A 13,969-nucleotide genomic window follows, 5' to 3' on the forward strand; every position below is an offset into this window, starting at 1 on the left:
AAAGATAAATGGCCTGATAGCCGACCAGCTCAGCAACAGCGCCCCAAAGCATAGCCCCACGCCAATGCCCAGGTCGAATCCGGTCCCACTGCCATGGCCAGCGTACCTGTCAGGCCAAAGTAGCCCATCCCTTCTCCCATACGGGCTTTGGGAATAATATCTGTGGCGATAGTACTACTGGCTGTACTGGAAGCACCCCAGCCTAAAGCCGTTGATGAAACGCAAAAGAAGTAAAAACACAATACCGGGAACCCAGTGATAGGCCTCATGATCACGGATGCCAATGTAAACATCCCTGTAACCATACCCGCCCATGCTTCCGTTCCGCCTAATTCAAGAGCAAATACCGGCATGATCGGGAGAAGCATTTGAAAACCAAGAAATATAAACAGGTTCCCGAGGGTAATACTTGCATAAACAAGTATAGGGCAAAAAGGCCTAAGAATCACTTTTATTCTTAAGCCTTTTCCTCTATTCCACCACGTCCGAACCTGCTTCTGAAAAGCAACTCTCCTTACCCGATACTCCCCATCTCATAGGGTTTAATCAGCCCATACAAAGTTTCAATGGTGGGCAGTTCCATATTCTTTCTGCCGGCCAAGCGAATTGCGGCCCCCTGAAGGCTCTCCACTTCCAGGAACAATCCTTTGCGCATGTCTTGATGCATAGAGGATGTGGAGCCTTTTGCGTATTTCGGCAGCCCTTCCACATTCTGCTCCACGAACTCTTCACTTAAGGCTACTCCGTAGGCATCGGCCAGGCCTTTCATCTCTTCCAGAGAACGGCGGTAGACTTTTACCGTGGCCTCATGAGCATAAATTTGATCCGTGGTCAGATCTCCAGCGGAGGTAACCCCGGAGAATACGGTGATAAAGGCATACTTACTCCAGATTTCGTTCAAGATATTCTCCGTATATTTCACCTTAAAGTTAGCCTTCGCCATGGCTTGTTCCAGCCCCAGGCAAAACTCCTTGCCGGTGGGTTCCAATTCGCCAAAGATGATCTGGTGAACTTTGCTGGTATGATGAATGGTTCCTTCCGAGTCGAGAGTGGAGATGATTTTGCAGACACCACCCAGGACATTCTCCTGGCCAAGCTCTTTAGCCAGTATTTCAAAATGCTCTACCCCATTGAGGAAAGGCAATATTTTAGCACCCCCATTCACTAAGACCTTGAGCTGGGGAAGACTTGCCGCCAGTTGGTAGTTTTTCAATCCCAGCAACACTAAGTCGCAGGCAGGAATATCCTCCGCATTAATGGCTATCTGAGGGGTCGCAAGGGTTAAATCCTCTACCACACTCTTGATCACCAAGCCCTTTTCCCTCAGCTGAGCCGCCCGCTTCTCACGGACTAAGAACGTGACATTAAGCCCGCTTGCCGCCAATCTTGCGCCAAAGTATCCTCCGGTAGCTCCTGCACCCACTATGGTTATGTTCATGGTCTCTAGTCCTTTCTTTTCGCTATTTTGACAGATCAATTTCTCTATATTCTATTTTACTCAAATCTTCAGATATTGAAAGATTAACCTGCTCCTGTCCATAATAATGTCCTATTGAGGAAATAAAGGTATTTCAAATTGCTAAGCAGAATTTATTAGTTAGTCGTAAAAAGCAAATACTCTTGCACTACTATAAGGAGGTTTTTTCGTGAACAAAAAGAAAAGGTTGCTATGGGTTGCCCTGCTGTTCATCCTCTTGACCTTTACCGGATGCATGGGCTCAGATGATCAGTATGCCCCCGATAAAGCTGCCATAGAAACCTTAGTCAACGACTACTTTACAGCTGCCTTTAACATTGATTACACTACCTGGACCGGTGAGAACGAGCTCCCTTTTTTAACTCCTGACCAGGCCAAGATCATGCAAGGACGCTTTGCCGATTTCAAACAGTCCTTCATAGATAATCGACTCACTCAAGCAGTGGATTCCGTGGATATTATACGTGTGAATATTGAGACCGAAACCAGCGGCAATGTTTACTGCATCATTAAAGTATCCGGTCACGATAATGGCTCGGCTTATCGGGAAACCATCGAGTACTCCATGCCGGTCAAAAAAATCGAAGGACAATGGCTCATTGACGATTTTAAAATTCAATCCATTGAGTAATACTTAAAGCCAGAATAAAATCTGGCTTTTTCTATGGGTAGGTTTCCCCGCCGGAGTTCCTTTTATTTTTCAGCTTGATCCGGAGGATTGGGATGCTTGCAGGAACTGCAGTCTCCACTGCAGCCCCCGCAAGGGTTATCCCTGTTCCTCCAGATAGAACGTACAGCCATCAAAAAGCCCGCCATAATGAGCACCAGAAGCAAAACACTCCATCCGTTCATTGCTTTACACCCATCCCATCATTATGCCAAGGAGATTGACGAACAGGGCCACTACCCAGGCAATAACACATTGCATAACCGCTACACCTACAGCCCATTTTCCGCCAAGTTCACGCCTTACGGAGGCGATGGCCGCCACACAGGGAGTATACAACAAGGTGAATACCAGAAATACGATGGCCGAAAAGGGAGTGAACATGGTGGACAAGGAAGCAGTGGAGCCCCCCAATAACACGGTCAAAGTGGAAACGACGCTTTCTTTGGCCATAAATCCCGTGATCAGGGCCGTCGAAATCCGCCAATCCCCAAAACCAAGCGGTACGAAAATCGGAGCAATAATACCCGAAACCAAAGCCAAGAGGCTGTCTTGGGAATCGGAGACCGCATTTAAGCGAGGGTCAAAATACTGCAGGAACCAAATAATGATCGTTGCGACAAAGATCACCGTAAATGCTCTGGTAATAAAGTCCTTGGCCTTATCCCACAGAAGCTGCCAGACATTCTTGAACCCAGGCATGCGATAATTGGGCAATTCCATCACAAAAGGGACCGGTTCTCCTTTGAACATAGTGCCCTTTAAAAGCAAAGCAAATACTACCCCCGTCACAATGCCGGTAAAGTACAGCCCAATCATCACCAAAGCCCCATATCTGGGGAAGAATGCCGCTGTAAAGAGAGCGTAGATTGGCAGTTTAGCGGAGCAGCTCATAAAAGGGGTCAACAGAATGGTCATCTTCCGGTCCCGTTCGGATGGAAGAGTCCTGCTGGCCATAACCCCGGGAACAGAGCAGCCAAAGCCGATCAGCATCGGCACAATACTGCGGCCGGAAAGGCCGATTTTTCTTAAAAGCTTATCCATGACAAAAGCTACTCTGGCCATATAACCGCTATCTTCAAGGATGGATAAGAAAAAGAATAAAGTCACAATAATCGGCAAAAAGCTCAGCACACTGCCCACACCGGCAAAAATACCGTCGATAATCAACGAGTGGACAACGGAGTTAATCCCGTAGGCGGTCAGTCCCAGATCCACCAACTCCGACAGCCAGGTAATTCCCAGGTCGAGGCCATCTGCCAACCAGGTGCCGATCACGCCGAAGGTCAGCCAGAAAACCAGACTCATAATACCCACAAAGGCTGGAATGGCTGTATATTTCCCCGTCAGTACATTATCAATGGCCACACTTCTGGCGTATTCCTTGCTCTCCTTAGGTTTAACCACCGTGGCGTCGCATATTTCTTTGATAAATTTGAACCGCATATCGGCAATGGCTGCCCCATGATCCAAGCCTCTTTCATCTTCCATCTGCTGAATAATATGATCGAGGAGCTCCAGCTCGTTTTGATTCAAATTCAGCGCTTTGAGAATTTCCTCATCCCCTTCGGCAACCTTGCTGGCGGCGAAGCGCAAAGGAATCTGAGCCCGTTTGGCATGATCCTCAATCAGATGGATGATGGCATGAAGACAGCGGTGAACAGCGCCGTTATCATGGTCCGGATCGCAAAAATCCATCCTGCCGGGCCGTTCCTGATTTTGGGCCACATGAATAGCGTGATCCACCAGTTCCTGGATTCCTTCGTTCTTGGAAGCAGAAATGGGAACAACGGGTATTCCCAGCCTGTTCTCCATTTCATTAATGTGAATAGAACCGCCGTTTTCCCGCACTTCATCCATCATGTTCAAGGCCAACACCATGGGAATATTCAATTCCATCAACTGTATGGTAAGATACAGGTTTCTTTCGATATTCGTAGCATCTACAATGTTAATGATCCCCTTAGGCTTATCCTGAAGCAAAAACTGGCGGGTTACCAGCTCTTCATTGCTGTAAGGAGACATGGAGTAGATCCCCGGCAGGTCGGTGACCAGAGTATTGGCATGTCCCTTGATGACGCCGTCTTTTCTATCCACCGTCACTCCCGGAAAGTTGCCCACCCGTTGGTTGGAGCCGGTCAGTTGGTTAAACAGAGTTGTCTTGCCACAGTTCTGATTGCCTGCTAAGGCAAAGGTCAGGAGTTGGCTGTCCGGCAGCGGGTCTCCGTCCGCTTTCGTGTGAAATATCCCGGTCTCCCCAAGGCCGGGATGCTTGGCCAGCTCCCTTTTCTTGGAGCTCTCCGCTAATGGTTCCGCCTCAGCAACCGGCAGGATCTCGATTTTTTCTGCATCGGCCAGGCGCAGTGTCAATTCATAGCCATGGATGCGCACTTCCATAGGGTCTCCTAAGGGTGCCAGCTTAACCATAGTTACGATGGCACCGGGAATGACGCCCATATCAAGAAAATGCTGACGCAGAGCGCCTTTTCCGCCTACGGAAATGATGGAGGCGCTCCGGCTTATTTCCAGTTCATTAAGCTTCATATAATTCTCCTTTAGTGCATGATGTGTTTAGCATAAGCGCCATTTGATATGCCTTTATTTTCTCCACCCAAAAGTTAGTATAGTCCAACCTACACTATAATCAATAGGGATTTTAAATTTTATCCAAAAATGTCTTATGCTTTTTTCGGAGCTTATTAACTTTTTATCATAGATGCTTTGCTTTCATCTTTCGTCCTGATTTGGTTTTACTTACCTGTCGAATAAACAGTGTAATTATTGTAGAATTCAGGTGAGCATTAAATCATAATCGAGGAGAAAATTATTTTAATTTCAGCCAATTAATGGGCAAGTTAATTTATCAACGGCCAATGGGTTTCCCTGAGTTTGCCAAAGATCACAAAAAAAGTGAAGCGATTAGCGGCGTCCCCTTTTAACACAACAGGGCAGAGTTATTGCTTAGCTAAGCATTAGCTTCTGCCCTCGTTTTTTCCTATTAAGAAGGAGGTTTAAAAAGATGTCCAAGATTAATCGGCTCCCAAAATATTACTTTTCGGTTTATTAACAAAGTTATCCCCTTTATCCACAGGTTTGTGGATATTTCTGTGGATAAGTTCCTGATTGTATAAAAAAAATCACAGATTAATATTTCATTAATATTTTTGTAATATCTTGTTACAAGACATTAATAATTAACTGTTAGAGTATAGACGTTGGCTGGCGACGAAAGGAGGGAAAGACATGGGTGTACATGAAGGGCGCTTATATGTTTATCAACTACTCAAGTACTTATTTGAACAACCTTTAAACCCTGAAAGCCTAAAACAATTACAAGAGCAGCCTGGACTGAAGGAACTGGCTCATATAAGTTCCGGAGCACAGAGCATTAACGATTTCTTAGTTACGAACAAAGACGATTATCCTGAAACACTTTGCCAAGCACTTCAAGCTGAGTATCAGAGGCTTTTTGTAGGCCCCGGACAGGTACTTGTACCCATCTGGGAGTCCGTCTATTTTGACCCGGAGCATTTGATGTTCGGGGAACGCACCTTGGCAGTGAGAGAATTCTACTGCAAGTATCATCTCGAGTCGATTCACAAGAACCGGCAACCCGAAGACCACCTGGCAGTGGAATTGGAGTTTATGATTTATCTGATTGGCCAATATCTGGCAAGTGAGGATGGCGTCCAGCAAACAGAGCTGCTTAGGGATCAAAAAGAGTTTATTCAGAAACATCTTGCCACCTGGAAAGATGAGTTCCTCCAATTTCTGGAGAAGTCAACCAACTGCCTGCTGTATCGAGGCGGCGGACAGTTACTGAAAGAATTTTTGGACATGGAATGTGAGATGTTTGAACATCTGGAGGAGGTAAGCTAGTGATGAACCTATCAAGAAGAAGTTTCTTAAAGTGGTCTGCCACCCTGGGGGCCATGGGAACAGGACTTATGTCATTAACCGCCTGCAGTCAAAACGCTTCCTTAACCGGCGGCGAAGGGGCTTCCGCAGGAGAACAAATCATCCCCACCGCCAGCACACAGGACTGCGGCGGCCGTTGCCTGATTAAAGCTCATGTGAAAGACGGCGTAATCACAAGAATCAGTACGCGGAGCGCTTACGAAGAAGACGAACCCGGTGCCAATATGAAAGCCTGCCTGCGGGGACGGAGCTATCGCAAACATCTCTATCACCCTGATCGCTTGAAGTACCCCATGAAACGGGTGGGCAAACGGGGAGAAGGAAAATTTGAACAGATCTCCTGGGAAGAAGCCATTGATACCATTGCCACAGAAACCCGGCGCATCTTTGATCAATATGGACCTGAATCAAGATATTGCAATGTAGGCACTGGGGATACCGGCGGCGTAATTTACCGTATGGGTCTTGGCGGTCGTTTCCTAAGCGCCACCGGCGGTTATCTCCCCTTATACAATTCAGTCAGTATGGGTAATACAGGCACTGCCACCCCTTATGTCTATGGGGTCGCCGCTACCGCCAGCAGTCTGGACAGCTTAAAAGACACCAAGCTGGTTATCCTTTGGGGACACAATACCACCGAGACCATTTTTGGCGCCTCCAATTATTACTTCCGTCAAATGAAAAACCGCGGCTGTAAGTTTATCTGCGTCGATCCCCGCAACTCCAATACGGCTGTGGCTTTTGCCGACGAATGGATTCCCTTGCTGCCTACGACAGATAATGCCCTGATGGACGCGATGGCTCATGTGATCGTCAGCGAGAATCTGCATGATCAAGCCTTTCTGGATCAATACGTCCAGGGCTTTGATGAAGAACATATGCCCGAAGGCGTACCCGCCCATGAATCTTTAGTATCTTACCTCTTCGGCAAAAAGGATGGAGTGGAGAAAACCCCGGAATGGGCAGAGGTTATCTGCAAAGTTCCTGCTGAAACCATTCGCCGTATTGCCCGGGAATATGCCACCACGAAACCGGCGGCCCTTATCCAGGGCTGGGGCCCCCAACGGCATTCCTGCGGAGAAAGAACCGCTCTCGGTGCTACCATGCTGGCTTCCATTACCGGCAATGTAGGCGTTCTTGGCGGCTGGGCCGGCGGCTATATCGGTCTGAGCCGCAAAGGCTGCATTGGGCTTCCTGACGTACCGAATCCTTATCCCGGAGCTATTCCCACCTTATCCTGGGTCGATGCCATTGAATGCCCCGAAAAAGTCACCCCGGCAGAAGGATTGCTGGGTGTGGACAAACTGAACAGTCCGATCAAAATGCTTTTGAACTTGGCCGGAGATTTCATAGCCAATCAAAATCCTGATATCAATCGCACGATCAGAGTTTTAGAAGATGAGAGCCTCGTGGAATTCATCGTAGTCAGCGACCTGTTCATGACCCCCAGTGCCCGCTATGCGGACATTCTCCTGCCCGGCAACACCTTCTTTGAACGTTATAATATCGGCGCAACCTGGAATAATGGGGATTACTTCATTCTCTCCCAAAAGATTGTGGATAATTATTATGAAAGCCGTTCCGAATATGACTGGTTGGCTGAAGTAGCGGATAAGCTGGGAGCAAAGGATGTCTTCACCGACGGCAAGACAGAGGAAGAATGGGTGCGCTGGATTGTCGATGAGACCCGAGCCAAGTATCCGGAAACCCTTTCCTGGGAGGAGCTGGAGAAAGTAGGCATCAGCAAATTCCATTATGACGGTCCCCGGGTAGCTTTCCAGGATCAGATCGAAGATCCGGTCAACAATCCTTTCCCCACCCCATCCGGCAAAATAGAGCTCTTCTCCAAGACCCTTTACGATATGCATAACCCCGAAATTCCCGCTATACCTGTTTACGTACCGGCCTGGGAAGGACCGGAAGATGAGTTAACCGAAAAATATCCCCTGCAGCTGATTGGCTGGAAAACGAAAGCAAGAGACAACTCCACCTTTTATAATAATCCCTGGCTGCAGCAAGCCATGGTCCAGGAAGTATGGATCAACCCCATGGATGCAAAACCCAGAAACATTGTTACCGGCGACCGGGTCAAAGTATTTAACGATCGTGGCACGACCATGCTCCAAGCCCGGGTTACATCACGAGTTATTCCCGGAGTTATCGCCGCCCCCACAGGATCCTGGTTTACTCCCGATGGCAAAGGCGGTTGCACTAACGGCAATCTTAACGTCCTGACTACCTTAAGAAAAACCGCTCTTTCTCATGGCAATACTCAACATACCAGCCTGGTGGAAATAAGCAAATTATAAAGACCAGGAATTTAAGGAGGGATATTGATGAGTGTACAGTATGGTTTTTATATTAACCAAAGCAGATGCAGCGGCTGTCATGCCTGTCAGACCAGTTGCAATGATAAAAATGATCTGGAACCAGGCCGTCTTTTCCGGCGCATCAAGGAAACCGACGGCGGGGAATTTACCCCTTTTAATCAAGGATACGCTCACAATGCCTATGCTTTTTTTACATCCATCTCCTGCAATCATTGTGAGCATCCGAAATGCACGGAAGCTTGCCCCAGCGGTGCAATGCACAAGGATTCGGAAACCGGTATTGTCTCTGTGAATCAAAACCGCTGTATCGGCTGCCGCTATTGCACATGGGCTTGCCCCTATGGCGCACCCCAATACAACAAGGAAGCCGGCCGGATGTCCAAATGTGACTTCTGCGCAGATTTGCTCAGTCAAGGTGAGACTCCCGTATGTGTGGCCGCCTGTCCCTATGAAGCTCTTGATTACGGCCCCATTGAAGAGTTGCGGGCGAAGTATGGCACACTGGCCGATTCTCCGGATTTACCCTCATCAGATGAGACCCACCCTAATATAGTCCTCAAACCTCATAAGAGATAATACAGCGATCATAGGAGGGATTACTACTATGCATTCATGGCCTTTGTATCTATTCACCCTGGCTATTCAATCCGCTGTGGGCGGCTGCATCATGCTTATGCTTTTTAATATCCTGCTTAAAAAAGTGCTCGCAAAAGACACCTTGCAAAAAGCCAACCTAAAAAGCTTAACTGTCTTGACTGTTCTTTCCGTTCTCGGCCTTGGTTTCTCATTTTTCGATATTGGCTATCCACTCAACGCCGTCAACGCCATTACCAATCTTGGCGCTTCTTGGTTAAGCCGTGAAATCCTGTTTACCGTCTTGTTTATTGCCTTAATCTCCGTCTCATTAGCAGTTAACTGGAAAACACAGCACCTTTCGCAAGCCTTGCTGGCCGTTGCCGGCATCGCCGGACTGGCCGTAATCTTTGCCATGGGCTCCCTCTATAGCCATACGATTTTTGAGCCCTGGAACAGCCTTAATACCCTGATCGGTTTCTATGGTTCCACCATCATCTTAGGGGCCGTGCTGATTAACCTCGTCTTTTTCCCAGTCTTTAAAAGCACCCGCGGCTCCTTTGAGGCGATCAAGCTGCCCACCTTGCTGGCTGTTTTAGCCGCCTTCATTATTCAGTTCGCTTTCATAGCAGCTTTAGGGTCAAGCCTCGCCACTCTTAATCCTGCCATATCCTTAGTCCGTTGGTTCTGTTCAGCCTTGGCAGCTCTCCTGCTGGTCTACTTATATTTTAAAGACCCGAAAAAATCCGAACTGCTTTACATCTCCTTCGGGCTCTTGTTCGTTGGTGAATTGATTGGCAGATACTTATTCTATCTTCCCTTAAGCTAATCTCACCCGTTAGATTGCGCTCATGCGTGGCACACCAAAAGAAGGAACTATCCGGCCTCTCAGCCAGGACAGTTCCTTTTGTTATCAACTATAGGCAATACCGTTTGGAATTAACCCAGCCTCACTTGGATCTGAATTTATACCCAACTCCCCATACGGTCAATATATGTTGAGGCTTTGCCGGATCAGCTTCGATCTTCTCGCGGATGCGGCGAATAAATACCGTAACCGTATTGGTATCTCCCTCAAAATCCAGACCCCAGATTTTATCCAGCAACTGCTCCCGGGTAAAGACCTGCCCCCGGTTTTTGGCCAAAAAAGCCAGGACCTCAAATTCCTTAGCGGTCAGCTCCACCTTTTCACCACCGGAGTAAACCTCATACTCATTTAAGCGCATCTCTAAATCACCGACTTTTAAGACTTCATCACTGTTACTCGGTTCATCTTCCAGGCGATGGGGTCTGCGCAGCAAGGCCTTAATCCGAAAATCCAGTTCCATAGAGCTGAAGGGCTTAACAAGATAGTCATCTCCCCCCATTTTAAAGCCAATCCCTTTATCGACAATATCCCCTTTGGCTGATAGAAAAATAATGGGTACATCGCTGAAGGAGCGAATTTTCTCACACACGGCAAACCCATCCAGTCCCGGCAGCATAACGTCCAGAATCAGCAGGTCAGGGGATTCTCCGGCAAAAACTTCAAGGGCCTCCAGTCCATTATCCACATAGCAAAACTGATAGCCATTTTCCCGTACGATATATTCAACAGCCTTTTGAATGCTTCTCTCATCATCGACCAACATGATCTTCATTTTGCATCTCCCCTTTGCGGTCTTTCAATGGGCAGCAGCACCATGAAGGTGCTGCCCTTATTCAAATCGCTTTCTACGGAAATAACCCCGCCATGGAGCTCGGTAAGTTCCTTAGCCAAGGCTAATCCCAATCCGCTGCCATTATATTGCCTTGAGGAGGATGAATCCACCTGAATAAACTTTTCAAAGATATACGCTTGATTTTCTTTGGAGATCCCTATCCCGTCATCCTGAACCGTGATCTTAACATAGTGCGGGTCCTCTGCCAAAGAGGCTTGAATATTCACCTTGCCGCCCAAAGGCGTAAATTTAATGGCATTCCCCGCTAAATTTTCGATGATTCTGCGCACCTTCTCATAATCTCCTTGAATGAGGGGCACGCCACGTTCGACTCTGGCCGTCAGGTGAATATCATTGCGCTGGGCTAAGGGGCGAATCACGCATTCCACATTATTAATGACATCCACTAAGTCCACCGTCTCTATCGACAGAGAATTCCTACCGGTTTCCAGGCGTGCCAGATCCAGAATATTATTAATCATGTGGAGCAATACTTCGCTGTTCTCTTTGATTTCACAAAGGATTTGTTCTTCCGAGGAGTCTTCAAACCGGTTCTTTTTCAGGAGAATCTCCGCAAAGATGATGATGGCCGTCAAGGGCGTTCTCAACTCATGGCTGACCATCGCCAGGAAATCGGCTTTATACTGACTGTCTTCTTTTAATAAGGTATTGACCTTTTCCAGCTGCACTTGCTTGATTTGCAGTTGCTCATTGGCTTTCCCCAACTCTGCGGTCCGCAGCTCCACTTTATGTTCTAAATCAGAGTACAGCTCTTTCAATTGTTTGGCCATGTTGTCAAAATGCTCTGCTAAGCCTTCAATTTCCTCTGCCGCCCTGAAGTTTTGCAGATCAACGTTCAAATCTCCTTCACCAACTTGCTTTACCGCAGTTTCCAAATGCTCTATGGGCTTGGTTACCCGTTTGGTCACAAAGTAATAGATGGCTAAAACACAACCTATGATCAGTAAAGTAAAGGTCATACATTGCCAGAACATGTTAAAAACAAGGGCCTGATCCTGAATGGTTGTGGGCATGGTAATGCTGATCGCACCGGCCAAATCACCGATCTTCATGCCCTCTTTAGCATAACCGGAAATATCCATTTCTCCCGCCGGTTCACCATGGCATTCCAGACAGGTTTCATCAATGCGCATGGGGGTGACATAGCAGAAATAGCGCTGTCCCTCTTCTTTGACTAATTCCCAATAGGAATCTATTGCGGTATCATTCGAAAATTTTTCTAATACCCTTTTTTCAAAAGGATCAGGCTCATTCAAAGGATTACGGGGATTCGTATTCACATATCGGATCTTATAGCCGTTTTTTTCAGCAAAAATGACGCCGATACTCATTCCTGCCGTAGAACAGTTGAGCCCTTTAAAATCAAAGTCGCCTTTGGCACTGGTATTGATCCTATGTTGATTGATGGATAAAAATTCCCAAGTGGAATCCAATTGTTGGGTCAGGGCCAGACCCTTTTCCTTCAGTTCGTTAACCGCTTGCTTTTGTTGAATTTGAAATACCAGCACTATGTTGATGCTCATTAAAATGAACACGATGATCACCGTAGGAATAATAAGCTGATATTTTAGTTTTTTGACTTTCAATAAAACACCCCTGTCTATCTTAACATTAAAGCTTGCTCTATAAAACACTAATAAGAAAAAACTCTTCCAGGCGTGAAAAGAAACACCGATACCACCTGTAAAAGGCAGCATCGGTGTTTCTTTTTCACGCTGACTGTATCAGCAGCAAAGCAATTGGGTTCAGTCCATGTTTTGGGTGCTGACAATTTTTCTGACACTATCCGGCGAAAGATAATATTGGGCCGCAATATCCTCAATCCGGCTTCCCACCCGGTACAGCCTCATAATACTTTGATTTCTTTCCCGTAAAGCAGCTTTGGTTCCGTTCATTTCACCCCAACCGGTCTTGTGGGATGTTTTGCGGGGAATATAAAGGGTTTGTCCTTGTATATATTTTTGAATTTCGTCAATAAGCTTCTCAGGCAATATATTTTTAGCATTCTGATACTCCATAAATCTCCTCCTGAAAATAGGTTCAAAAAATGCGGCATAGGACATGGCCTGTCCTCAGCAGTGCTCAGGAAACAACGACCATGCCTCTACACCCGAATATTTATCTAGAGGTTTGCCACCTCATAAATATCCTTGATCAATTTAACCATCCCCTTTCAGCAGAGATTGTAGATCCGGACTACAAGTTTATTTTAGAGGCTGCCCGATTTAAAAGCAATGGAAAGAATAATTATAATCCTAAAGAAGTTCCTTGGCGAAAAACTCTATCTGCCGATCCACAAACCCATCCGGCGATTCATGCCCATATTCCGGATAGACCAGCAGTTTCTTTTCTCCACAGATCGCCTTATACAGCGAATAGACAGTAGCAGGCGTGCAGACTGTATCCTTTAAGCCCATGGATACCAGGCAGGCAGTTTCTTTTCCCAGCCAGGGAGCAAAGTGAACCCCATCAAAATAGTCCAGGGTGGTAAAGACTTTTTCCTCTTGCTGATGTTCCGGGTCATGAAGTTGAAAATACCAAGCAAGCTCCTCCAGGGGTCCACCTCTTTGCAGCTGGTAGCTTCTGCGGAAATCAGCCAGAAAGGGTATCGCAGCACTCACTGCCTTCACCCCGCCCTTTAAGTTGACTTCTTGCCCCAGAGCGTTGATCACCCCTCCTGCTATGACTGCTAATCCTCCCCCTTGGCTTTTGCCCATACAGCCGATGCGCTTTTCGTCCACCTCCGGCTGATTAGCCAGAGCCTCCACGGCCCGAACTCCATCCAGGTAGACTTGGCGGAGATAATGAGTATGAGGCGATTCCAAACCCAAAGTCAACCATCCGGAAAAAGCTCCCGAGGGATAGACTCTGGAATCCGGTGTTTCTCCGCATTGCCCCCGGACATCCAGAGCCAGGATAGCATACCCCTGCAAGGCCCACAAGAGGAGTTCCGAGATTTGCCCCCGGTTGCCGGAATACCCATGAAAGCGCACCAGACCGGGCAAGGTCTCATGGGGGCCAATAGTTCTGGGGCGCAGATAATAACCCTTGAGCTTTATCCGATCCCCGGATAGCACGGTGGCTGAGAAGACTTCCACCTTGGACAAGGGATAAGCGATTGCTTCAAGCTCCAGGAGAGCCTTGGTTTGGGCATCCCTTCTCAGGCTCTCCAGCCAGAATTCCTTAAAGTCTTCAGGCCGCACTCCTCGATAAGGGATGGTTTCTAATTGCTGTATGGCATCTTGAATTATCGTCATTGGCCTTCACCTCTACCAACTTAGTC

13 protein-coding genes are annotated in these 13,969 nt (G+C 47.3%); 5 read left to right on the forward strand and 8 right to left on the reverse strand.

Annotated elements, in window-relative coordinates; all coding sequences use genetic code 11:
• Positions 1-29: 29 nt before the first annotated feature.
• Together BUA14_RS02730 and BUA14_RS02735 are read right to left on the reverse strand one after the other, a co-directional pair.
• Positions 30-353, reverse strand: coding sequence for an MFS transporter (locus BUA14_RS02730; protein WP_207649523.1), 324 nt, complete (start codon positions 351-353; stop codon positions 30-32).
• Positions 354-514: 161 nt separating this feature from the next.
• Entirely contained in the window at positions 515-1,438 is a 924-nt protein-coding gene (locus tag BUA14_RS02735; RefSeq protein WP_072771159.1) for a ketopantoate reductase family protein, read from the reverse strand.
• Positions 1,439-1,646: 208 nt separating this feature from the next.
• Between BUA14_RS02735 and BUA14_RS02740 the strand changes: the two genes are divergently transcribed.
• Positions 1,647-2,108 carry a hypothetical protein gene (locus BUA14_RS02740; protein ID WP_072771160.1) on the forward strand — a complete coding sequence of 154 codons (462 nt, stop codon included), beginning with the start codon at positions 1,647-1,649 and terminating at the stop codon, positions 2,106-2,108.
• 62 nt (positions 2,109-2,170) lie between these two features.
• Here BUA14_RS02740 and BUA14_RS02745 read toward each other — a convergent pair whose 3' ends face one another.
• Together BUA14_RS02745 and feoB are read right to left on the reverse strand one after the other, a co-directional pair.
• A complete protein-coding gene (locus tag BUA14_RS02745) occupies positions 2,171-2,329 on the reverse strand; it encodes a FeoB-associated Cys-rich membrane protein (protein ID WP_072771161.1) in 159 nt (52 codons plus the stop codon).
• Between the two features lie 4 nt (positions 2,330-2,333).
• On the reverse strand, positions 2,334-4,688 hold the full coding sequence (feoB, locus tag BUA14_RS02750; protein WP_072771162.1) for a ferrous iron transport protein B: 2,355 nt from the start codon (positions 4,686-4,688) through the stop codon (positions 2,334-2,336).
• 699 nt (positions 4,689-5,387) lie between these two features.
• Here feoB and BUA14_RS02755 point away from each other — a divergent pair.
• From BUA14_RS02755 to BUA14_RS02770, 4 genes are read left to right on the forward strand one after another with little or no spacing between them, the layout of a single operon-like run.
• On the forward strand, positions 5,388-6,023 hold the full coding sequence (locus BUA14_RS02755; protein ID WP_072771163.1) for a TorD/DmsD family molecular chaperone: 636 nt from the start codon (positions 5,388-5,390) through the stop codon (positions 6,021-6,023).
• A 2-nt stretch (positions 6,024-6,025) separates the two neighbouring features.
• On the forward strand, positions 6,026-8,371 hold the full coding sequence (locus tag BUA14_RS02760; protein WP_072771164.1) for a DMSO/selenate family reductase complex A subunit: 2,346 nt from the start codon (positions 6,026-6,028) through the stop codon (positions 8,369-8,371).
• A gap of 27 nt (positions 8,372-8,398) precedes the next feature.
• Positions 8,399-8,968, forward strand: coding sequence for a DMSO/selenate family reductase complex B subunit (locus tag BUA14_RS02765; RefSeq protein ID WP_072771165.1), 570 nt, complete (start codon positions 8,399-8,401; stop codon positions 8,966-8,968).
• Between the two features lie 28 nt (positions 8,969-8,996).
• Entirely contained in the window at positions 8,997-9,794 is a 798-nt protein-coding gene (locus tag BUA14_RS02770) for a dimethyl sulfoxide reductase anchor subunit family protein (RefSeq protein WP_072771166.1), read from the forward strand.
• Positions 9,795-9,915: 121 nt separating this feature from the next.
• Here BUA14_RS02770 and BUA14_RS02775 read toward each other — a convergent pair whose 3' ends face one another.
• From BUA14_RS02775 to BUA14_RS02790, 4 genes are all read right to left on the reverse strand, one after another.
• Positions 9,916-10,605 carry a response regulator transcription factor gene (locus tag BUA14_RS02775; RefSeq protein ID WP_072771167.1) on the reverse strand — a complete coding sequence of 230 codons (690 nt, stop codon included), beginning with the start codon at positions 10,603-10,605 and terminating at the stop codon, positions 9,916-9,918.
• Positions 10,602-12,272, reverse strand: coding sequence for an ATP-binding protein (locus BUA14_RS02780; RefSeq protein WP_072771205.1), 1,671 nt, complete (start codon positions 12,270-12,272; stop codon positions 10,602-10,604). The genes BUA14_RS02775 and BUA14_RS02780 overlap by 4 nt, the downstream gene beginning before the upstream one ends.
• Positions 12,273-12,431: 159 nt before the next feature.
• Positions 12,432-12,704: a CD3324 family protein gene (locus BUA14_RS02785; protein ID WP_015942661.1), complete on the reverse strand. Its 273-nt coding sequence runs from the start codon at positions 12,702-12,704 to the stop codon at positions 12,432-12,434.
• A gap of 237 nt (positions 12,705-12,941) precedes the next feature.
• On the reverse strand, positions 12,942-13,943 hold the full coding sequence (locus tag BUA14_RS02790) for an acetylxylan esterase (protein ID WP_072771168.1): 1,002 nt from the start codon (positions 13,941-13,943) through the stop codon (positions 12,942-12,944).
• Positions 13,944-13,969: the final 26 nt, after the last annotated feature.

The organism is Desulfitobacterium chlororespirans DSM 11544, from assembly GCF_900143285.1.
GTDB classification, from domain to species: Bacteria; Bacillota; Desulfitobacteriia; order Desulfitobacteriales; family Desulfitobacteriaceae; genus Desulfitobacterium; species Desulfitobacterium chlororespirans.